Below are 19,248 nucleotides of genomic sequence, written 5' to 3' on the forward strand. Positions count from 1 at the left end.
CTTCGTCGGTCAATGTCCGGAAAACGCATCCGTTTTGGGATGCGTGTGATACGGCGAAACCGGAGGGCGCGCAACGTGGCGCAGTCCACAACGGAGCGTCGCGGATCACCTGTCGTGGCGCGACGAGGGCCGGGACAATGCCACTGAATGGCTTTGTCGTCTTTTGCGGGCGGGTCGTTCGTGCCGCTGGGCGCGGACGCTCGTTCTTCACTACGGGGCGGTCGGTGCGCCGTTCCGGGTGAGCTGGTCGTAGGAGCACTAACCGATGGGCGAGGGGTACGCATGACCGACACCGGCCAGGTTCCGGGCGAGGGACTGCCGGAGAACGCAGGCATGGTGGATCAGCCGGGCGCCTCCGCACCCGGCGCGTACACCTACCTCTCCGAGACCACAGCCGAGGACGAGGACCTGTTGCTGCTGCCGGGCGCCCAGAGCGCCTGGGGCAACGAGGTGGCGCCGCCGGCACCGGAGCCGGTGGTCGAGGCCCTGCACGAACCGGGCCCGCACGAGACGGCCGGCCGCGACAGCGGATCGGTCGACCTCAGCGCCGTCCGCCTGCCCGGCCCCACGGTGCCCACGGCCCCCACCACGCCGATCCCGCCGATCACCCCCCGCCGCCCGCTGCACCTGGGCCCGCCCCTCCCCGACACCTCCGCCAGCCCGGTCCGCTCCCTCGCCGACCGCGGCCCCGCCGGAGCGCCGGTACGCCATCCCGCCCCGCCCGTCTCCGGCCCCGAGTACCTCGACGCCCAGCCGCTGCGCGAGACGGCCCCGCAGGGCGCCGTTCCCTGGGGTGCCCAGGCCGCGCCCCAGGCGCCGGTCGTCCCGAGGGCGGCCCCCGCCGAAACGGTTGTCCCGGCGGCCCCGCAGCAGCCCGAGCCGGTGGGCGCGGCCGAGGCGGTCGTGGCCCGCGTGGCCACGCAGGCCGTCGCGGCCACCGGTGTTCCGCAGCAGGAGCACGAGCACGAGCACGGGCACGCCGCCGCGACGCCGCAGCCCGTGGAGGCCGTACACCCCGGTGGGGCCGCGCAGCCCGGCACCGTCGCCGGCGCGCAGGCCGTGACCGGCGGCGCGGTGTCCGCCGAGGCCGCGCCGCACACGCCGGGGGCGGAGTCCGTGCCCGCCCCGGTGCCGGGGACCGCACAGGTGCCCGAGGCCGCCGCCGGCGCCCCGGCGCCGGCCGTGGGAGGGCCCGTGGACGGGCCCCAGGAGCCGCAGGCCGAGCAGGTCCAGCAGGGCGGGTACGCACAGGAGTCCGCCGCCGGTGCCCCCGGGGGTGCGCAGACGCCGGAGCAGACCGGGGCCGAGTCCGTGCCGTCCGGGAGCGTGCCGTCCGGACCTGTGCCGTCCGAGGCCGTGACGGCGGAGGCCGCGCCGGTGGAGCCGGGGCCGGGCCCGTCCGGGCCCGTCCTGGTTCCCGGGGCGGAGACTGCGGGCGCGGGTCTGCCCGCCGATCAGGGCGCGGGCCTGTCCGCCGGTACGGTGGACGGTCCTCAGGCGGCTGCCGCCGAGACGCCCGCTGACGCGGCCCCCACCGCCGAGACGCCCGCCGACGCGGCCCCCGCTGTCCAGGCTGCCGAGGGTCCGGCGGTGTCCCCGCCCGCCCCTGTTGCCCCGGTCGCGGAGGCGCCCGCCGACGCGTCGGCGCCGGCCGCCGAGCCCCCGGTGCCCGCGGCCGACGCGGCAGCCCCGGCCCCCGCCGAGGCGCCCCACGCGGAGGCCCCGGCCGACGCGCAGGCCGACGCCGTCGAGGCGCCCGTACCCGGACCGGCCCCCGAGGCCGTCGCTACCGCCGCAGCCGCCGAAGCTCCCGCCGCGGATGCCGCGGTCCCCGTCCAGGCGGCCACCGCGACGCCCGAGACGGCGGCACCGGCGACCCCGCAGGTCCCGGAACCGGTTGCCCCTGCCGCAGCGCAGGCCGCTCCCGTAGAGCAGGCCGCTCCCGCTGGGCAGGCCGTTGCGGCCGAGCAGCCGGACGCCCCGGCCTCCCCGGCCGCCGCGGAAGCCGGCGTCCCCGCACCCGAGGCGCCCGCCCCCGCAGCCGCCGAGCCCGCCGTCGAGGCGCCGGCCGAACCCGTCGCCGTAGCCGCCGCGCCCGACGCCCACCTCGCGGACGCCTCCGAGGTGCCCGCCGAGGGCACCCCCGCCGAGCCGGCGCCCCAGCAGCAGCCCGCCGAGGCCGGGCAGGCCCCCCAGCAGGAGCCCGTGGCCGAAGCCCACGTGGAGCCCGCACCCGAGCACCACCACGCCGCGGAACCGCAGCCGGAGCACGAGTCCGTACCGCAGCCCGAACCGCAGGCGGCACAGGAGCCGGAGCAGCAGCAGGCCGAGCCGCAAGCGGAACAGCAGCCCGGACAGCCGACGGAGCAGCAGACAGCCCCGCAGGCGGAGCCGGCCGCGCCCGAGACCCCGGCGCCCGACCACGGAGCGGACCCGGCGTCCCGGACCCCGGACGCCGTCGCCGCCCCGGTGACGGCCGAGGCCGCCCCCGCTACCGCTGCCGTCGCGCAGCCCGCCGCGCAGTCCGGGGTGGAGGCACCCGCAGGCGAGCCCGTCCCGGTGGACGGCACGGTGTCCACCGCTGCGGACCTCGCCCCGGCCGCACCGCACGTCATCATGCTGCCGGACGGCCCCCAGGCGGCCGAGCCCGGTGCGGAGACGCTCGCCGCCCCGGCGGCCGGGACCCCCGTCGCCACGGTCCCCGCCCCCCGCGGAGCCGACGCCCCGATCACGGCGGCCGCCGCCCCCGGCACGGAGCCGGGAGCCGAGCCGGGGCCCGAGCCCGACCCGAACGTCGCGCAGGACCCGGAGGACCTGGACACCAGGGCCGCCGACCAGGAGGAGAGCACGGCCCCGGTGGAAGAAGCACCACAGCCCGCCGGCCCCGCCGCGCCCGCGTACGACGACGCCGAGCGCGAGGCCGTCCTGAAGGTCATGCGGGAACGCCGTGACATCCGCAACGGCTTCCGCAGCGACCCCATCCCGCACGAGGTGCTGCTGCGCGTCCTGGAGGCCGCCCACACGGCGCCCTCCGTCGGGCACTCGCAGCCCTGGGACTTCGTCGTCATCCGCTCCGCCGACACCCGGCGCGCGATGCACGAACTGGCGATGCGGCAGCGCGACGCCTACGCGAAGTCGCTGCCCAAGGGCCGGGCGAAGCAGTTCAAGGAACTGAAGATCGAGGCCATCCTCGACACCCCGGTGAACATCGTCGTCACCGCCGACCCCACCCGCGGCGGCCGTCACACCCTGGGCCGCCACACCCAGCCGCAGATGGCCCCGTACTCCTCCGCGCTCGCGGTCGAGAACCTGTGGCTCGCCGCCCGCGCCGAGGGCCTCGGCGTCGGCTGGGTCAGCTTCTTCGACGAGCGCGAGATGGTCCGCGCCCTCGGCCTGCCCGACCACCTCGAAGTGGTCGCCTACCTCTGCGTCGGCTACGTCGACGAGTTCCCGGACGAGCCCGAGCTGATGCAGGCCGGCTGGGCCAAGCGCCGCCCCCTGTCGTGGGTCGTCCACGAGGAGACGTACGGCCGTCGCGCGCTGCCTGGCGAGGACCCGCACGACCTGCTCGCCGAGACCGTCGCCGGCATCCGCCCGCTCGACGCCAAGGCGCTCGGCGAGGCCTGGGAACGGCAGAAGCGCATGACCAAGCCGGCCGGGGCGCTCGGCATGCTGGAGATCATCTCCGCCCAGCTGTCCGGCCTCTCCCGCCAGTGCCCGCCGCCGATCCCGGAGCCCGCGGCCGTGGCGGTCTTCGCGGGCGACCACGGGGTGCACGCCCAGGGCGTCACCCCCTGGCCGCAGGAGGTCACGGCCCAGATGGTCGCCAACTTCCTGGGCGGCGGAGCGGTCTGCAACGCCTTCGCGACCCAGGTGGGCGCCGAGGTCTGCGTGGTGGACGTCGGCGTGGCGGCCGACCTCCCCGCCACCCCCGGCCTGCTGCCCCGCAAGGTCCGCGCGGGCACGTCCGACATGACCACCGGTCCCGCCATGACCCGCGAGGAGGCCAAACAGGCCATCGAGGTGGGCATCGAGACGGCCCGCGACCTGGTCGCGGCCGGCAACAAGGCGCTGCTCACCGGCGAGATGGGCATCGCGAACACCACGGCGTCCGCCGCCCTCATCTCCGTCTTCACGGGCGCCGACCCCGCCGAGGTCACCGGCCGCGGCACCGGCATCAACGACGAGACCCTCGCCCGCAAGACCGAGGTCGTCCGCCGCGCCCTCGAACTCCACCAGCCGGACCCCGCCGACCCCATCGGCGTCCTGGCCGCGATCGGCGGCTTCGAGCACGCCGCGATGGTGGGCCTCCTCCTGGGCGGCGCCTCCCTCCGTACGCCGGTGATCCTGGACGGCGTCAGCGCCGGCGCCGCCGCCCTGGTCGCCCGCGCCATCGCTCCCGAGGTCCTCGCGGCCTGCATCGCGGGCCACCGCAGCGCGGAGCCGGGGCACGTGGCCGCCCTCAACAAGCTGGGCCTGCGCCCCCTGGTCGACCTCGACCTCCGTCTCGGCGAGGGCACCGGCGCCCTCCTGGCCCTCCCCATGGTCCAGAGCACGGCCCGGGCGATGCACGAGGTGGCGACGTTCGACTCGGCCGGAGTGACCGAGAAGTAGCGGTGGTGGGGCAGCAGGTGACCGAGCGGTAGGCGACCCGGGACGGTGGGCGTCGCGCCCGGCGTCGTTCCCGCTCCGGGCCCGTCAGGGCCCGCCCCCGCCCGCGTCCCTGCCCGCACCTCCGGGCGTAACGGCTGGGCGCCTGGGGGCGGGCGGGTGCACGGACCGGGCGCACCGGCTGGGCGCGCGCCTGCCCGGGCGCCCGGCCCGGCCACCGTGCCCAGCCACCGGACACCCGATCCGCCAGAATCCCCCGCAGCTTAAAATCCGCACGTCAGGGCTATCGCACCGCCGCAAGAGGAGCCGCACCTCATGGCCGAACACCCCGCCTACCCCGTAGGCCTCCGCCTCACCGGCCGCCGGGTCGTCGTCCTCGGCGGCGGCCAGGTCGCCCAGCGCCGCCTCCCGGCACTGATCGCGGCGGGCGCGGACATCGTCCTGGTGTCCCCCGCGGCCACCCCGTCCGTCGAGGCCATGGCGGACGCGGGCGAGATCGCGTGGACGCGGCGCCCCTACGCCGAGGGAGACCTCGCCGACGCCTGGTACGCCCTGATCGCCACCAGCGACCCGGAGGCGAACGCCCGTGCCTCGGCCGAGGCGGAGGCGCACCGCGTCTGGTGCGTCCGCTCCGACGACGCCGACGCGGCGACCGCCTGGACCCCGGCCACCGGCACCAGCGAGGGCGTCACGGTCGCCGTCCTCACCACGGACGCCCGCGGCCGCGACCCCCGCCACACCGCCGCCATCCGCGACGCGGTGGTCGAGGGCCTGCGCGACGGCACCCTGGTGGCACCGCACCACCGCACCCGCACCCCCGGCGTGGCCCTGGTCGGCGGCGGCCCCGGCGACCCGGACCTGATCACGGTCCGCGGCCGCCGGCTCCTCGCCGAGGCCGACGTCGTCATCGCCGACCGCCTCGGCCCGCGCGACCTCCTCGCCGAACTCCCGCCGCACGTCGAGGTCATCGACGCGGCGAAGATCCCCTACGGGCGCTACATGGCCCAGGAGGCGATCAACAACGCGCTGATCGAGCACGCCCAGCAGGGCAAGTCCGTCGTCCGGCTCAAGGGCGGCGACCCGTACGTCTTCGGCCGCGGCATGGAGGAACTCCAGGCGCTCGCCGACGCGGGCATCGCCTGCACGGTCGTCCCCGGCATCTCCAGTTCGATCTCGGTGCCGGGCGCGGCCGGCATCCCGGTCACCCACCGCGGCGTCGCCCATGAGTTCACCGTGGTCAGCGGCCACGTCGCCCCCGACGACGAGCGCTCCCTGGTCGACTGGGCGTCACTGGCGAAGCTCACCGGCACCCTCGTGATCCTCATGGGCGTCGACAAGATCGGCCGGATCGCCGAGACGCTGGTGGCGCACGGCAAGCCCGCCGACACCCCCGTGGCGCTCGTCCAGGAGGGCACGACGTCCGCCCAGCGCCGCGTCGACGCCACCCTGGCGACGGTCGCCGAGACGGTCCGTACGCAGGAGGTCAAACCCCCGGCGGTCATCGTCGTCGGCGAGGTCGTCACCGTCGGCCCGCGTACGCCGGCACCCCCGCACACGCCGGCCTGACCGCGGGCGACAGCCCCGTTCCGAGCCGTTCGCACCGCACCCAGGACAAGGCGGTAACACCCCCCGTGGCCGATCTCATCACCATCGAGGACCCCGGCGACCCGCGTCTGCGCGACTACACCGGCCTGACCGACGTCGAGCTGCGCCGGCGGCGCGAGCCCGCCGAGGGCCTGTTCATCGCCGAGGGCGAGAAGGTCATCCGGCGGGCCAAGGAGGCCGGCTACGAGATGCGCTCGATGCTGCTCTCCGCGAAGTGGGTCGACGTCATGCGGGACGTCATCGACGAGCTCCCGGCCCCGGTGTACGCCGTCAGCCCGGAGCTCGCCGAACGGGTCACCGGCTACCACGTCCACCGCGGCGCCCTCGCCTCCATGCAGCGCAAGCCGCTCCCGACGGCCGCCGACCTCCTGCGCACCGCCCGCCGTGTGGTGATCATGGAATCGGTCAACGACCACACCAACATCGGCGCCATCTTCCGCTCGGCCGCCGCCCTCGGCATGGACGCCGTCCTGCTCTCACCGGACTGCGCCGATCCCCTCTACCGGCGCAGTGTGAAGGTCTCCATGGGCGCGGTCTTCTCCGTGCCGTACGCCCGCCTGGACAGCTGGCCCAAGGGCCTGGACTCGGTCCGCGAGGCCGGGTTCACGCTCCTCGCCCTCACCCCGGACGAGAAGGCCCGCAGCCTGGACGAGGCCGCCCCGCACACCATGGACCGGGTCGCCCTCATGCTGGGCGCGGAGGGCGACGGCCTGTCCACCCAGGCCCTGGTCGCCGCCGACGAATGGGTCCGCATCCCCATGTCCCACGGCGTCGACTCGCTCAACGTGGGCGCGGCCGCGGCGGTCGCCTTCTACGCGGTGGCGACCGGCCGCCCGCGGGCATAGGCGCGTCGTCCGGCGAGGCACCGCGCCCGCGAGGCACCGCGCCCGCGAGGCACCGCGCCCGCGAGGCACCGCGCCCGCGAGGCACCGCGCCCGCGAGGCACCGCGCCCGCGAGGCGAGGAACCCGGACCACGGACCACACGCCGGCCCCTCGCCCCCGGCCCGGGGCCTACCCGGCCGACCCGCCTGCGGCCCCCGGCCGCGCAGGTTCCTGCCCCTGCCCCTGATCCACTCCCTGACCTTGCCCTTGCCCCTGTCCCTGCCGCTGGTCCTTCACGACGCCGTCGCCGCCCCCGAGTCCCCGGGCGGGACCCTGGCAGCCCTGGACGACGGCGATGCCGAGCGCGACGAGCAGCGTCACGACGACGAAGACGAACAACCGCTGCCGCAGCAGCCGCGGATTGGCCGGCCGCAGCCCGGTCCCCGTGGAGCGCGGCGCCGTACGGCCCGAGGTGCCGCGGGGCGCCGGCCGGCTGCCGCTGCCGGACCGGGTGCCGCGTGCGGCGCGCGCGGTGCGGCCGGTCGGAGTGGGGCGGGCCCCGGACCGCGACGACGGCGGCACACCGCCGCCCCGCGCGCCGCTCCCGCCCCGGGAGGCGCTCCCGCCCGGCGCGGCGCCACCGCCCCGCGAGGGCGCGCCTCCCCGAGGCGGCACCGCCCCGCGCGAGGACGGCACCCCGCCCCGTGGCACCGGAGTGCCGGGCCGGCGCAGCGTGGGCTGCGGAAAACCGGGATCGGTCAGCCGTCCGGTCGGCCGGTCCGCCTCACTGGCCCGTGGCACGGGCGGCCGGACCTCGGTCATCCCGTGGGCCTCGCGGGCCGCGATCTCCTTCAGCCGGAGCGACAGGTCCAGGGTGCTGGGCCGCTCCTCGGGGTCCTTCGCCAGACAGGCCCGGATCAGCGGGGCCAGGGCATCCGGTACGCCGTGCAGCTGGGGCTCCTCGTGCACCACCCGGTACAGCATGACCTCGGAACTGCCCTGCCCGAAGGGGGAGTCGGCCATCGAGGCGTACGCGAGCGTGGCACCGAGCGAGAAGACGTCGGTCGCCGGGGTGACCGCCGCGCCGCGCACCTGCTCGGGCGCCAGGAAACCGGGCGAGCCGACCGCCGTACCGACGTGGGTCAGCGTCGAGGCCCCCGTCGCCCAGGCGATGCCGAAGTCGATGATCCGCGGCCCCTTGGGGGAGAGCAGGATGTTCGACGGCTTCAGGTCCCGGTGCACGACCCCGGCCTCGTGGACGGCGACGAGCCCCTCGGACAGCGCGGCCCCGATCGCCGCGAGCTCGGCGGCCCCCAGGGGGCCGTCGTCGTTGACCTTGTCGTGGAGTGAGGGGCCGGGCACGTACTGCGTGGCGAACCACGGGCGGTCGGCGTCCAGGTCCGCCGCGACCAGCCGTGCGGTGCACCCGCCCCTGATCCGCCGCGCCGCCGAGACCTCCCGCGCGAACCGCGACCGGAACTCCTGGTCCTCCGCCAGATCGGGCCGGATCACCTTCAGCGCGACCCGCTGCCCCTTCTTGTCGGACCCCAGATAGACGACGCCCATCCCGCCCGCGCCGAGCCGTCGGTGAAGCTTGAACGAGCCGACGACGCGCGGGTCCTCGCGCCTCAGGCGCATCATCGCCATGTTCATCCCCGCTGCCCGGTCCGTGTGACGTGGCACAGCTTACGTTTCCACAGCCGTCCGCGCGCAGAGGCCGCGCCCTCTCGGCCCGGCGGATTGTCAGTGCCCGGTGGGCCACTTGAAGAGTGGTCAGGGGGCTCGCGGCCGGCGGTGCCTTGCCGCCTCCGGCACCTCAACGGCGCTTCACAGAAAGGGGATTGCCCCCATGAAGGGTGACCGGATGGAGAGTGCCGTCGACGCCTGCGGCACGACACGGACGTACGAGGTGGCGGCGAGCAGGGCAGGCCGCAGGGTGGAGACCGCGGTGCGCCGAGGGGTGGTGGAAGTGAGTGACGTCACCCTGAGGGGTCCCCCCGAGAGGACAACTCGGGAAAGCGGCCCGGTACCGGACGGCCCCTCCGGGAAGACCCCGAGACCTGGGCCCCCGTCTCCACCCAGGGGAGTACGTCCCAGGTCACGGCTCATCCTCCGGGAGGCCCGCCAATCGGTACGAGGGCATGACGCCCGCCCTCCGCCACGCGCCTAGATTGGAGGTCAAGCGGCGGGTGCAGCACTCGTCCCCCGAGGTCAGACGCCCGCCGCTGCCGACGACAACCGACACGGTCAGGAGAGGGACCATGGCCTACACGGCACCGCGGACGCTCGTCCGCGGCCAGGAGCGCACCGCGCCCCGCGCCCGCCGCCACCCCCTGGTGGCGACGCTGATGGCCCTTCCTCTGGCGGTCCTGCTCCTCGTCGTCTTCGACGGCTGGGAGACAGTGACCACACAGGCGTCGTCCGTGGGCGTGATGCTGGGGCGCTGAGCGGCGACCCCAGGCCCGGAAGAGCGGTCCGGGCGGGGACATCCACCCATGAAACCCCGTGGGGACGGGGGTGCGGCGGACGGCACAAATGCCGGCGCAGCTGGGGAGCTGCGCCGGCATTGCCCTTTCCCGGCACGCTTGCCACCCGTGCGGTGCCGGTGCCGCGCACCTCGCGCACCTCGCCCGGCGTTCCCGGTACCCGACCGCTCCCTGCCCGCCTGAAGCCGCGGAGGAGACCGTCGTCTCCGTCCCCGCCCCTCGGCGGACTCTCTCCTCCGGCCACGTACCCTCGCCAACGAACCGACGTCGAGCGCCGCCGAGGGAGTCCCATGCCAGCCGTCCCCCTGCTCCCGGCGCTCGCCGCCCGCGCGCGCAGCTCCGCCCATCCGTCCGTCGACGACTGCGCCTGCGGCACCGCCACGCTCGCCGACCGCGCCGACGCCACCGTCGTCCGCCACGCCGGCACCGTCGCCAAGGCCCACGCCCCGGACACGGACGCCGGCGCGCTCGCCCCCCGCCTCGTCACCGCCGCGCGCCTGCCCGACGTCCTCCTCCCGCCGCTCACCCCGACGCCCGCTTCCCTCCACGGCCGGCTGGTCACCTTCTGGCCGTACGGCACCCCGGTGGACGCGGACGACCCGGACGCCGCCCCCTGGGAGGCCGCGGGGACCCTCCTCGCCCGTCTGCACCGGGCGGCCGCGCCCACCCCGCTGCCGCCGATGCGGGGTCCCGCCAAGGCCGCCCGCGCCGTGGCCCGCCTGCGCGCCGCCGGCCCCCACCCGGCCGTGGCCGACGTCCTGCGCGCCTGGGACACCCTGCCCGCCTGGGCCCGCGCCGAGGCACCCATGCCGGACGGCACCACCGTCTGCCACGGCGACCTCCACCTCGGCCAGCTCGTCCGCCACCCGGCCCCCGACGGCCCCTGGTGCCTCATCGACGTCGACGATCTCGGCGTCGGCGTCCCCGCCTGGGACCTCGCACGTCCCGCCGCCTGGTACGCCTGCGGTCTGCTGCCGCCCGAGGAGTGGACCCGCTTCCTGACCGCCTACCGGCAGGCGGGCGGCCCCGCCGTCCCCGCCGACGGCGACCCCTGGCCCGACCTCGACGTCCCGGCCCGCGCCCTCACCGTCCAGAGCGCGGCCCGTGCCCTCACCAAGGCGCTCGCGGGGGGCGGACGGCCGTTGGACGAGGTCGAGCGGGGTCTCGTCGACGCCTGTGCCCGAATGGGCTCCCTCCCTCCTCAGTTGGCGCCGAACTCCGCCAAGTAGGGTGCAACCGACCGCGGCCGGACAGAGTCTGTCCCGGCGATAGGCGAAGCAGGACCGACCGGCGAGGAGTTGAGCCGAACCATGCAGTGTCCGAAGTGTCACGCTCCGATGCACACCTACAACCGCAACGGCGTCCAGATCGAGCAGTGCAGCAACTGCCGCGGGATCTTCCTCGACTACGGCGAACTGGAGGCGCTGACCCGTCTGGAGTCGCAGTGGTCGCAGCCGGCCCCGCCGCCCCCGGCCGCCCCGCAGGCCTACCCGCCGGCCGCCCCGCCCGCCCCGGCCTGGGGCGCCCCGCACGGCGGCCACGGTGGGCACTACGGTCACCACCGCAACAAGAGCTTCGGACACATGCTCTTCTCCAGCTGAGCACGGCGGGCCACCCGGCCCGCCCCCTCCGCGGCACTTGCGGCGCGCGTGGTGCTCGGAGCACTTGCAGCAGCTGCGCACGGAGAAGCCCCCGGCCGTGGGAACGGCCGGGGGCTCCGGTGTGTGGACGATACTGGGATTGAACCAGTGACCTCTTCCGTGTCAGGGAAGCGCTCTCCCGCTGAGCTAATCGTCCTCGGGACCACGACCCGCGGGCCGTGGGTGCTGCGTGCGCGATACTGGGATTGAACCAGTGACCTCTTCCGTGTCAGGGAAGCGCTCTCCCGCTGAGCTAATCGCGCGGGGATCCGAAGATCCAGTGGACGATACTGGGATTGAACCAGTGACCTCTTCCGTGTCAGGGAAGCGCTCTCCCGCTGAGCTAATCGTCCTTGGAGGTGGAGACGGGATTTGAACCCGTGTAGACGGCTTTGCAGGCCGTTGCCTCGCCTCTCGGCCACTCCACCAGGAGTGCAGGGGTTCGGGAAGATCCCCTCGTTCCTTCGAGCGGACGACGAGGCTCGAACTCGCGACCTCAACCTTGGCAAGGTTGCGCTCTACCAACTGAGCTACGTCCGCCTGTCGTTTCGGTCCGCTTCCGCGTCCCGGCGACGTGTTGAACTCTAGCGGATTCCTCGGCCAGTACAAAAACGCGTTTGTGCAGCGTGCTGCGCTGCGTCTCCCCAGGTACCGGCCACAGCGCCTGCTCAGGCCCCCCTCGGGACGTGCCCGGGCCGCCGCCGGGACGCCCGCCCTAGACTCGACAGCGTGCTCGACCTCCCTCCTCTCGCCCGCTTCGGCGACCGCGTCGCCACCGGGCTCCTCGACGTCACCGACGATCCCGCGGCCCTCGACTCCGAGGGGTTCTGGGCCGTCTGCGCGGACTTCGAGGGGCGTCTGCTCTGCGCGCGCTTCGCGGACGTACGGGTCGAGCCGGTGCCCGCGCCCGTGCCGGGGGAGTGGCGGGGACCCGCGGCGGACGGCTGGACGTCGTCCCTGGACCGCGCCGCGTACACGGCCGGCGTGCGCCGCATACGGCAGCACATCGCGGCCGGCGAGGTCTACCAGGCCAACCTCTGCCGCGTCCTCTCCGCGCCGGTGGCACCCGACGCCGACGTGGACGCCCTGACCGCCCTGCTGGCCCGCGGCAACCCGGCGCCGTACGCGGGAACGATCCGTCTGCCCGGGCACGGCGTCGAGATCGCCACCGCGTCGCCCGAGCTGTTCCTGCGCCGGGACGGGCGGGCCGTGGAGTCGGGGCCGATCAAGGGCACCGGGCGGACCGAGGCGGACCTCCTCGACAAGGACCACGCCGAGAACGTGATGATCGTGGACCTGGTCCGCAACGACATCGGCCGCGTCAGCCTCACCGGCAGCGTCACCGTCCCCGACCTGTGCGTGGTCGAGAAGCACCCCGGTCTCGTCCACCTCGTGTCGACCGTCCGCGGCGAGCTGCGCGACGGCGCGGGCTGGCCGGAGCTGCTGGACGCCGCGTTCCCGCCCGGCTCCGTCACCGGCGCCCCCAAGTCCAGCGCCCTGCGGATCATCGACGCGCTCGAGACCGCGCCCCGCGGCCCGTACTGCGGTGGCATCGGCTGGGTCGACGCCGACCGCGCCACCGCCGAGCTGGCCGTCGGCATCCGTACCTTCTGGATCGACCGCGCGGAAGGAGTCCTGCGCTTCGGCACCGGCGCCGGCATCACCTGGGGGTCCGACCCCGAGGCGGAATGGCGGGAGACCGAGCTGAAGGCGGCCCGGCTGCTCGGGGTAGCGTCGGGGACGTACGAGGTGGATGGAAGGACCCTGACGTGAAGATATGGCTCGACGGCGGGCTGCGGGACAGCGAGTCCGCGCGCGTCTCCGTCTTCGACCACGGCCTGACCGTGGGCGACGGCATCTTCGAGACCGTGAAGGCGGTGGACGGCCGGCCGTTCGCGCTGACCCGCCACCTCGACCGGCTGACCCGCTCCGCGCGCGGCCTCGGGCTGCCCGACCCCGACCACGACGAGGTCCGCCGCGCCTGCGCCGCGGTCCTCGAGGCCAACCCGATGCCGCTGGGACGGCTGCGCATCACCTACACCGGCGGCCACGGCCCGCTCGGCTCCGACCGGGGCGAGCACGGCCCGACCCTGGTCGTCGCCCTCGGCGAGACCAGCCGCCGGCCCGACTCCACGGCCGTGATCACCGTCCCCTGGACCCGCAACGAACGCGGCGCGCTCACCGGCCTGAAGACCACCTCGTACGCCGAGAACGTCGTCGCGCTGGCCCGGGCGCACCAAGAGGGCGCCTCCGAGGCCCTGTTCGGCAACACGGCCGACCGCCTCTGCGAGGGCACCGGATCGAACGTCTTCGTCGTCCTGGACGGTGAGATCCACACCCCGCCGCTCGCCTCCGGCTGCCTCGCGGGCATCACCCGGGCGCTCACCGTCGAGTGGACCGGCGCCAAGGAGACCGATCTGCCCCTGGAGGTGCTCCAGCGGGCCGAGGAGGTCTTCCTGACCTCCACCCTGCGGGACGTCCAGGCCGTGCACCGCGTCGACGGCCGCGAACTGCCGGGCGCGGCGGGCCCGGTGACCGCCAAGGCGATGCGCGTCTTCGAGGAACGGGCGGGCGACGACCTCGACCCGTGACGGGCGGCGGGGCCGGGCGGCCACCGGCACGCGCCCGTGGCCGGTGCTTCCACGGAGGCTTCCGTGCCCGGCGGTCGTCGGGGCCGTCCGTACAGGTGGTCGTACGGGCCGTCCGTGCCCGGCCGTGCCCCGGGGCCGTCCGTGCCAGGCCGTTTCAGGGGGCCGTCCGTCCGGGGCGTTCGCGCGGAGGCGTCCCCCCGGGGTTCGTGCGCGTCCATCGCGTCCGCGTATATTCGGCTGACCCGGGGCGCGACAGTGGGTAGAACACCCGTGATGACGACGACCCTGCGGCCGACCGAGCCGCTCCAGCACGGTGCGGACGGGGCACTGTCCCGCCACTACCAGGTGTGCGTGAACAGCCGTCCCGTCGGAGCGATCCACCTCTCGACGTCCGTGTCCTTCGGCCCCCGTGTCGCCCGGATCGCGGATCTGCGCATCGAGGAACCGGACCGCGGGCGCGGCCGGGCCACGGTGGCCGCGCTCGCCGCGGAGGAGGTGGCCCGGAGCTGGGGGTGCGCCCGGATCGAGACCAGGGTGCCCGCCCACGCCGAGGCCGCACTGCGGCTGGCATCCGCGCTCGGCTACGTCCAGCGCAACCGGGGCATGGAGAAGCCCCTCGGCACGGCCGTGCCCGAGCTGCCCGCCGGCAGCCGGGCCAGGCCCATGACGGAGCCCGAGTTCGAGCGGTGGTACGAACGGGCCGTCCCCGGCTACGCCCAGGTCTGGCTCGACCAGGGCGTGCCCGAGGACGAGGCGTTCGCCAAGTCGCTACGGGACCACGAGGTGCTGCTGCCGCGGCGCCTGGCGACGGAGGACACGCTGTTCAGCGTCCTGGAGCACGAACACACCCCGGTCGGCAGCCTGTGGGTGTCGTTCCGCGGGGACAAGGCCTACGTCTACGACGTCGAGACCGCCGAGCCCTTCCGGGGCCGTGGCCACGGCCGGACCCTGATGCTGCTGGCGGAGGCCCAGGCGGCCGCCGCCGGCACACACGTGATCGGCCTCAACGTCTTCGCCGGCAACACCCCCGCCGAGCGGCTCTACGCCTCACTCGGCTACGTCCCGGTGAGCTACTCGCTGCACAAGCACCTGCTCTGAGACCGGCCCGGTCCCTCCCGCCCCGCGCGTCACCCCTGGTCAGGCCCGGTTTTCTGCCCGGAGGGTCAACCCTGTCGAGCCCGGCCCCGCCCGGTGGACCAGCCCTGTCGGCACCCGGTCGCGCCCGGTGGGTCAGCCCTGTCCGGTCAGCAGTCGGTCGGCGATCTCCTCGATCCTCGCGCGCAGTCCCTCCTGGCTCTTGCCACCGTCGAGGCGCTCACCGCCGATGACATACGTCGGGGTGCCGGTGACTCCGATCGCCTTGCCCTCGGCCTGGTCCGCGTCCACGATCAGGATGTGCCGGCCGTCGATGAGCGCGGTGTCGAACTCCTCGGCGTCCAGGCCCAGTTCCCGGGCGACCTCGACCAGGAAGGGTTCTCCCCCGCGGGTCAGCTCCTCGACCCGGCCCAGTACCGCCTCGACGTACGCCCAGCCCTTGCCCTGCTCCACGGCTTCCTCGGCGGCCTGCGCGGCGGCGAAGGCGTGCTGGTGCTTCTCCAGCGGGAAATGCCGCAGCCGCACCTCCAAGCGGTCCCCGTAGCGCTCGCGCAGGGCGTGGAGGTCGTCGAGGGCGCGGTGGCAGTCCGGGCACTGCAGTTCGCACCAGACGTCGAGGACGACCGCGGAGGGTCGGGCGGCCGCGGGCGCCGGGGCGGAGGCGGGGGAGGAGTCACTCATGGCATCAGTCTCCCAGCCCACGCCACGCCACCCCAATCCGGACCGGACCCCCGCTTGCGCCGTCCTGATCCGGACCGGCCTCCCGCTTGCGCCGCCCCGATCCGGACCGGGCTCCCGCTTGTGCCGCTCTGATTAGGACGGGGCCCCGCTTGTGCCGCTCAGATTGGGACGGGACCCCGCTTGCGCCGCTCTGACTAGGACGGGGCCCGCTTGCGCCGCCGCGTCCGGGCTCTCGCCTGCGCCGCCCCACCCGGACCAGGCCCTCGCCCTGCGCCCCCCTTGAGGCTGCTGCGACCGTGGGCCGGGCCCTGAGGCCGCGGGGCGGGCCGAGCCGCACCGCTCTCCCCGACCGGGACGCCGACCCGCACGCTGCGCGGCGCCGACCCGCGGAGGGGCCGGGACCTTCGGAGAAGCCGAGGCCCGCGGAGGAGCCGACCCCGAGATGTCCCTGATGTCCGCTCGGATCCATGGCCCGGGGACACCCCGCAGGTGCAGGATGGGAGGGGCGAAGCGCTGACGTACCGCGGCGCCGAGCCGTCCCTGCCCGAGTGCGTCACCGTCGCCTGGAGGACCGGATGATTGCCGAGACCGTCTGTTCCGCCGTCGCCGCGGCCGGCCTGGGCATCGCCGCGATCACGGCCTACCGCAAGCGCTTCCTGAAGGCCGCCCGGATCGCGGCCTACGCACTCGTCCCGCTCGGCCTCGTGATGACCGGTGCCGTCGAGTGGGTCGCGGACACCGCCTTCAGTCCCGTGGCCTGGGCCGGCTTCGGTGTGCTCGGCCTGGCCTGGGCGCTCTTCGCGACCACCCGGGCCGTGGAGCGCCGCCGCGGAGGCGGTACCCGCAAGGAGCGCAAGGCGGCGGCGCGGACCGCACAGCCCGATGCCGTGGCCCCCGGAGTCTCCGCGCCCTCCCTGGGACAGGGCTCCCGCCCGGCGTCCCGTCCCGGGGCCACGCCCAGGGAGACCGCGGCGGACGACTTCAGCGACATCGAGGCCATCCTGAAGAAGCACGGCATATGAGGCGGTGGCGTACCGGGTGAATGGGTGCCGCCCCGGCGGCACCGCCGGCACCGGCTGTGCCGACCGCACCGGCTCGTACGCCGCCTGGCATCGGCACCCCGCGCGGGAGACGGCCCGGGTCCTGCCCGGCGTCTGCGGGAGGCGGCCCGGACGGCCCCGCCCGGTGTGCGAGAAGCGATCCGGCGCAGGTCGGCACAGCATTCGCATCTGAAGCGACACAGTCGAGCCACACCCGCGCGAAAATGATCACGGCCGGAAGTCGACCTTACTAAAACGGCGAACACCCGCTCAATCCGGGCGTGTTGATCGCGTAGCCGGTGCCGCCTGCGTCATCATCGCCCGCGAGATGCTGGACACGACACAGAGCGATGCCGCGCCACCTCAGGACGAGCCGCGCGGGTGCCTCTTCGCCCTTTCCCAGCCACCGCTGATGATCTTCCTTGCGGTGATCGGGAGTCTGCTGCTCATGGCTGCGCTGCACGACCTGCTGCTGCTGTGAGCCGTACCCGCGGTACCCGGCGCCACCCGCCGGGGCCGCGTCGGCATCGGGGCCCCGGCGCGATCCGCCCGACGGCCCGGCGACCGGATCGGCCGACCAGGGGAGACGGCGATCGACGGTCCCCGACCCGGGAGCGGTCCGGCGGCTGCTCAGCCCGCGGCCTCCTTCCGGCGTGCGCGGTACGCGGCCACGTGCAGGCGGTTGCCGCAGGTGCGGCTGTCGCAGTACCGGCGGGAGCGGTTGCGGGAGAGGTCGATGAAGGCACGCCGGCAGTCCGGGGCCTCGCAGCGCCGGAGCCGTTCCTGTTCACCGGCCACCACGAAGAAGGCCAGCGCCATCCCGCAGTCGGCCGCCAGGTGATCGGCGATCGACGCACCCGGCGCGAAGTAGTGCACATGCCAGTCGTAGCCGTCGTGATCGGTGAGCTGGGGTGTGGTGCCGGCGGCGGCCACCAGCTCGTTGATCAGTGTGGCGGCGGCGCGGGCGTCGGGCGCCGCGAAGATGCCCGCGAACCGTGCTCGGATCTTGCGCACCGCGGAGAGGTCGAAGCCGGAGAGCACACCGACGTCACTGATCTCGTGTTTTCGTACGAAGTCCGCGAGGGCGGCGACGTCCGGCAACCCGTCCTGCGCGGTGTCGTCCTCCGGTGCGGTGTTGACCAGATCCACCACGGCATCGAGTGCACACCGGGTGTCGTGGGTGATCAGCACGTTTCGCTCCCTGGCCTGGGGGTCGGGCGGACGCCCGCCGATGCTGGCCGATGGTAGCCGCACCGGGCCGCCGAGCCACGGCCCGTCGACACCGTGGACACGCACCGACGTGCCGGCGCCGCACCACGGTGACCCGTGGCGCGGCGCCGGCATGTGCCCTATGCGGTTGTCCTGGCCCGAGCCGTCTCCCCGAGTGGACGGCGCCGGGCGGCTCAGTGGGAGCTTCGCCCTAGCTTTCCGCCAGGATGTGCGACAGCTCCTGATCGAGGTCGAAGTGGCGGTGCTCCGTGCCCGGGGGCACAGCCGCGTCCGTCCGCTTCAGGAAGGATTCCAGGGCCCGCGCCGGGGCCTCGAGCAGAGCCTCGCCCTCAGGAGAGCTCAGGGCGATGCACACGACGCCCTGACCGTGGCTGCGCGACGGCCAGACACGGACGTCGCCGGTGCCCGTGGGCCGGTGCAGGCCCTCCGCGAGGAGGTCGCGGGCGAACACCCACTCGACGGTCTCCTCGGCTCCGGTGTGGAAGGTGGCGTGCACGGCGTAGGGGTCGGCCGTGTCGTACCGCAGGCCTGCGGGGACAGGCAGGGAGGACTCGCTCGACACAACGAGGCGCAGGTGCAGCTCGCAGCTGACCGTGGTGTTCATAAGCGCCAGGGCCTTTCGCTCAGTGTGCGCTCGGGGATTCGCACGTCGGCGAAATCGACATGCCACCTACGGTGCCGTTGTAAACCCCTCTGAGTGTTTTGCGTGCCTTTATGTAACCCTTCCGGCCGAGAGATCGTTCGGGGAGTACCACCATTACGGTGACCGGAATCTCTCGGGTAGGGTTGGCCTGTATGAATACGGGGAGTGACGAGCCGGGCGAGGTAGCCATGGCGGCGGAGGACGCGAGGACCGGCGGGGCGGAGCAGGGGCAGGAGCAGGCGCTCGGCTCCCGGGCGCCGGAATTCGTCAAGGCCCGCCGCGTCCTGCACCTGAGCTGGCAGGTCGGGATCTTCATCGTCGGGTTGGCGGTCGTGGTGGCCGGCATCATCATGCTGCCGCTGCCCGGACCCGGCTGGATCGTGATCTTCGGCGGCATGGCGATCTGGGCGACCGAGTTCGTCTGGGCGCAGTTGGTCCTGCGCTGGACCAAGCGCAAGGTGACCGAGGCGGCGCAGCGTGCGCTCGACCCGAAGGTGCGGCGGCGCAACATCATCCTGACCTCGATCGGTCTCCTGATCATCGCGGTGATCGTCGGTATCTACGTGTGGAAGTTCGGCTTCGAGATGCCCTGGAACATCGAGGACCAGTGATCCGGGGCAGGGCGCACGGACCGGCAGGCCGGTCACAGGCACCCCCTGACATGGGGTAATGTTCTTCCTGCGCCCGGGCGATTAGCTCAGTGGGAGAGCGCTTCGTTCACACCGAAGAGGTCACTGGTTCGAACCCAGTATCGCCCACCCGGCACGGCGGCCCGTCTGCGACAGAGCAGACGGGCCGCCGTC

The 19,248-nt window shown here is 74.5% G+C and carries 17 protein-coding genes and 6 tRNA genes; 14 read left to right on the forward strand and 9 right to left on the reverse strand.

Annotated features, from left to right (window positions below):
- The first annotated feature begins 282 nt into the window (after nucleotides 1-282).
- The 3 genes from cobT (at nucleotide 283) to ACZ3KJ_RS15310 (ending at nucleotide 7,061) form a co-directional block, all read left to right on the forward strand.
- The gene (gene cobT / locus ACZ3KJ_RS15300; protein ID WP_467527200.1) at nucleotides 283-4,614 is read left to right on the forward strand and encodes a nicotinate-nucleotide--dimethylbenzimidazole phosphoribosyltransferase; all 4,332 of its coding nucleotides are present in this window, start codon (nucleotides 283-285) and stop codon (nucleotides 4,612-4,614) included.
- A gap of 312 nt (nucleotides 4,615-4,926) precedes the next feature.
- The gene (cobA, locus tag ACZ3KJ_RS15305; protein ID WP_467527202.1) at nucleotides 4,927-6,177 is read left to right on the forward strand and encodes a uroporphyrinogen-III C-methyltransferase; all 1,251 of its coding nucleotides are present in this window, start codon (nucleotides 4,927-4,929) and stop codon (nucleotides 6,175-6,177) included.
- 65 nt (nucleotides 6,178-6,242) lie between these two features.
- On the forward strand, nucleotides 6,243-7,061 hold the full coding sequence (locus ACZ3KJ_RS15310; RefSeq protein ID WP_467527204.1) for a TrmH family RNA methyltransferase: 819 nt from the start codon (nucleotides 6,243-6,245) through the stop codon (nucleotides 7,059-7,061).
- Nucleotides 7,062-7,228: 167 nt separating this feature from the next.
- On the opposite strand, the gene ACZ3KJ_RS15315 is transcribed toward ACZ3KJ_RS15310, so the two are convergent.
- Nucleotides 7,229-8,692: a serine/threonine-protein kinase gene (locus ACZ3KJ_RS15315; RefSeq protein ID WP_467527442.1), complete on the reverse strand. Its 1,464-nt coding sequence runs from the start codon at nucleotides 8,690-8,692 to the stop codon at nucleotides 7,229-7,231.
- A 196-nt stretch (nucleotides 8,693-8,888) separates the two neighbouring features.
- Between ACZ3KJ_RS15315 and ACZ3KJ_RS15320 the strand changes: the two genes are divergently transcribed.
- From ACZ3KJ_RS15320 to ACZ3KJ_RS15335, 4 genes are all read left to right on the forward strand, one after another.
- The gene (locus ACZ3KJ_RS15320; RefSeq protein ID WP_467527206.1) at nucleotides 8,889-9,209 is read left to right on the forward strand and encodes a hypothetical protein; all 321 of its coding nucleotides are present in this window, start codon (nucleotides 8,889-8,891) and stop codon (nucleotides 9,207-9,209) included.
- A gap of 91 nt (nucleotides 9,210-9,300) precedes the next feature.
- On the forward strand, nucleotides 9,301-9,486 hold the full coding sequence (locus tag ACZ3KJ_RS15325; RefSeq protein ID WP_467527208.1) for a hypothetical protein: 186 nt from the start codon (nucleotides 9,301-9,303) through the stop codon (nucleotides 9,484-9,486).
- Nucleotides 9,487-9,815: 329 nt separating this feature from the next.
- A complete protein-coding gene (locus tag ACZ3KJ_RS15330) occupies nucleotides 9,816-10,754 on the forward strand; it encodes a phosphotransferase enzyme family protein (RefSeq protein ID WP_467527210.1) in 939 nt (312 codons plus the stop codon).
- An 81-nt stretch (nucleotides 10,755-10,835) separates the two neighbouring features.
- Nucleotides 10,836-11,126, forward strand: coding sequence for a TFIIB-type zinc ribbon-containing protein (locus ACZ3KJ_RS15335; RefSeq protein ID WP_467527212.1), 291 nt, complete (start codon nucleotides 10,836-10,838; stop codon nucleotides 11,124-11,126).
- A gap of 124 nt (nucleotides 11,127-11,250) precedes the next feature.
- Here the strand turns inward: ACZ3KJ_RS15335 and ACZ3KJ_RS15340 are convergent.
- The 5 genes from ACZ3KJ_RS15340 to ACZ3KJ_RS15360 form a co-directional block, all read right to left on the reverse strand.
- Nucleotides 11,251-11,322 (reverse strand) — tRNA-Val (locus tag ACZ3KJ_RS15340).
- Nucleotides 11,323-11,356: 34 nt separating this feature from the next.
- A tRNA-Val gene (locus tag ACZ3KJ_RS15345) sits at nucleotides 11,357-11,428 on the reverse strand.
- 18 nt (nucleotides 11,429-11,446) lie between these two features.
- Nucleotides 11,447-11,518 (reverse strand) — tRNA-Val (locus tag ACZ3KJ_RS15350).
- A gap of 1 nt (nucleotide 11,519) precedes the next feature.
- Nucleotides 11,520-11,593, reverse strand: a tRNA-Cys gene (locus ACZ3KJ_RS15355).
- 39 nt (nucleotides 11,594-11,632) lie between these two features.
- Nucleotides 11,633-11,705, reverse strand: a tRNA-Gly gene (locus ACZ3KJ_RS15360).
- Nucleotides 11,706-11,894: 189 nt separating this feature from the next.
- Here ACZ3KJ_RS15360 and ACZ3KJ_RS15365 point away from each other — a divergent pair.
- The 3 genes from ACZ3KJ_RS15365 (at nucleotide 11,895) to ACZ3KJ_RS15375 (ending at nucleotide 14,854) form a co-directional block, all read left to right on the forward strand.
- Nucleotides 11,895-12,938, forward strand: a complete 1,044-nt coding sequence (locus ACZ3KJ_RS15365; protein ID WP_467527214.1) for a chorismate-binding protein — start codon at nucleotides 11,895-11,897, stop codon at nucleotides 12,936-12,938.
- Nucleotides 12,935-13,756, forward strand: a complete 822-nt coding sequence (locus ACZ3KJ_RS15370; RefSeq protein ID WP_389519694.1) for an aminotransferase class IV — start codon at nucleotides 12,935-12,937, stop codon at nucleotides 13,754-13,756. Before ACZ3KJ_RS15365 ends, ACZ3KJ_RS15370 begins: the two co-directional genes overlap by 4 nt.
- Nucleotides 13,757-14,029: 273 nt before the next feature.
- Complete coding sequence (locus ACZ3KJ_RS15375) at nucleotides 14,030-14,854, forward strand: GNAT family N-acetyltransferase (RefSeq protein ID WP_467527216.1); 825 nt, start codon at nucleotides 14,030-14,032, stop codon at nucleotides 14,852-14,854.
- Between the two features lie 132 nt (nucleotides 14,855-14,986).
- Here the strand turns inward: ACZ3KJ_RS15375 and ACZ3KJ_RS15380 are convergent, their stop codons facing one another.
- The gene (locus tag ACZ3KJ_RS15380; RefSeq protein ID WP_467527218.1) at nucleotides 14,987-15,532 is read right to left on the reverse strand and encodes a DsbA family protein; all 546 of its coding nucleotides are present in this window, start codon (nucleotides 15,530-15,532) and stop codon (nucleotides 14,987-14,989) included.
- Between the two features lie 575 nt (nucleotides 15,533-16,107).
- Here ACZ3KJ_RS15380 and ACZ3KJ_RS15385 point away from each other — a divergent pair.
- Both ACZ3KJ_RS15385 and ACZ3KJ_RS15390 read left to right on the forward strand, forming a co-directional pair.
- Nucleotides 16,108-16,554, forward strand: coding sequence for a hypothetical protein (locus ACZ3KJ_RS15385; protein ID WP_467527220.1), 447 nt, complete (start codon nucleotides 16,108-16,110; stop codon nucleotides 16,552-16,554).
- Nucleotides 16,555-16,900: 346 nt separating this feature from the next.
- Nucleotides 16,901-17,053 carry a hypothetical protein gene (locus ACZ3KJ_RS15390; RefSeq protein ID WP_187750717.1) on the forward strand — a complete coding sequence of 51 codons (153 nt, stop codon included), beginning with the start codon at nucleotides 16,901-16,903 and terminating at the stop codon, nucleotides 17,051-17,053.
- Nucleotides 17,054-17,202: 149 nt separating this feature from the next.
- Here ACZ3KJ_RS15390 and ACZ3KJ_RS15395 read toward each other — a convergent pair whose 3' ends face one another.
- Nucleotides 17,203-17,763, reverse strand: a complete 561-nt coding sequence (locus ACZ3KJ_RS15395) for a CGNR zinc finger domain-containing protein (RefSeq protein ID WP_467527221.1) — start codon at nucleotides 17,761-17,763, stop codon at nucleotides 17,203-17,205.
- A gap of 229 nt (nucleotides 17,764-17,992) precedes the next feature.
- Nucleotides 17,993-18,406, reverse strand: coding sequence for an SsgA family sporulation/cell division regulator (locus ACZ3KJ_RS15400; protein ID WP_004002642.1), 414 nt, complete (start codon nucleotides 18,404-18,406; stop codon nucleotides 17,993-17,995).
- 191 nt (nucleotides 18,407-18,597) lie between these two features.
- Between ACZ3KJ_RS15400 and ACZ3KJ_RS15405 the strand changes: the two genes are divergently transcribed.
- Together ACZ3KJ_RS15405 and ACZ3KJ_RS15410 are read left to right on the forward strand one after the other, a co-directional pair.
- Entirely contained in the window at nucleotides 18,598-19,056 is a 459-nt protein-coding gene (locus tag ACZ3KJ_RS15405) for a TIGR02611 family protein (protein WP_467527222.1), read from the forward strand.
- Between the two features lie 75 nt (nucleotides 19,057-19,131).
- A tRNA-Val gene (locus ACZ3KJ_RS15410) sits at nucleotides 19,132-19,203 on the forward strand.
- Nucleotides 19,204-19,248: the final 45 nt, after the last annotated feature.

It is taken from the genome of Streptomyces sp. NPDC003248, from assembly GCF_055563235.1.

Excerpts from the sequence above, each read along its gene's own strand:
- cobT (WP_467527200.1), top strand. The coding sequence starts at position 283 with ATGACCGACACCGGCCAGGTTCCGGGCGAGGGACTGCCGGAGAACGCA.
- cobA (WP_467527202.1), top strand. The coding sequence starts at position 4,927 with ATGGCCGAACACCCCGCCTACCCCGTAGGCCTCCGCCTCACCGGCCGC.
- ACZ3KJ_RS15315 (WP_467527442.1), bottom strand. The coding sequence starts at position 8,692 with ATGAACATGGCGATGATGCGCCTGAGGCGCGAGGACCCGCGCGTCGTC.
- ACZ3KJ_RS15320 (WP_467527206.1), top strand. The coding sequence starts at position 8,889 with ATGAAGGGTGACCGGATGGAGAGTGCCGTCGACGCCTGCGGCACGACA.
- ACZ3KJ_RS15325 (WP_467527208.1), top strand. The coding sequence starts at position 9,301 with ATGGCCTACACGGCACCGCGGACGCTCGTCCGCGGCCAGGAGCGCACC.
- ACZ3KJ_RS15330 (WP_467527210.1), top strand. The coding sequence starts at position 9,816 with ATGCCAGCCGTCCCCCTGCTCCCGGCGCTCGCCGCCCGCGCGCGCAGC.
- ACZ3KJ_RS15335 (WP_467527212.1), top strand. The coding sequence starts at position 10,836 with ATGCAGTGTCCGAAGTGTCACGCTCCGATGCACACCTACAACCGCAAC.
- ACZ3KJ_RS15375 (WP_467527216.1), top strand. The coding sequence starts at position 14,030 with ATGACGACGACCCTGCGGCCGACCGAGCCGCTCCAGCACGGTGCGGAC.
- ACZ3KJ_RS15380 (WP_467527218.1), bottom strand. The coding sequence starts at position 15,532 with ATGAGTGACTCCTCCCCCGCCTCCGCCCCGGCGCCCGCGGCCGCCCGA.
- ACZ3KJ_RS15385 (WP_467527220.1), top strand. The coding sequence starts at position 16,108 with ATGATTGCCGAGACCGTCTGTTCCGCCGTCGCCGCGGCCGGCCTGGGC.
- ACZ3KJ_RS15390 (WP_187750717.1), top strand. The coding sequence starts at position 16,901 with ATGCTGGACACGACACAGAGCGATGCCGCGCCACCTCAGGACGAGCCG.
- ACZ3KJ_RS15400 (WP_004002642.1), bottom strand. The coding sequence starts at position 18,406 with ATGAACACCACGGTCAGCTGCGAGCTGCACCTGCGCCTCGTTGTGTCG.
- ACZ3KJ_RS15405 (WP_467527222.1), top strand. The coding sequence starts at position 18,598 with ATGAATACGGGGAGTGACGAGCCGGGCGAGGTAGCCATGGCGGCGGAG.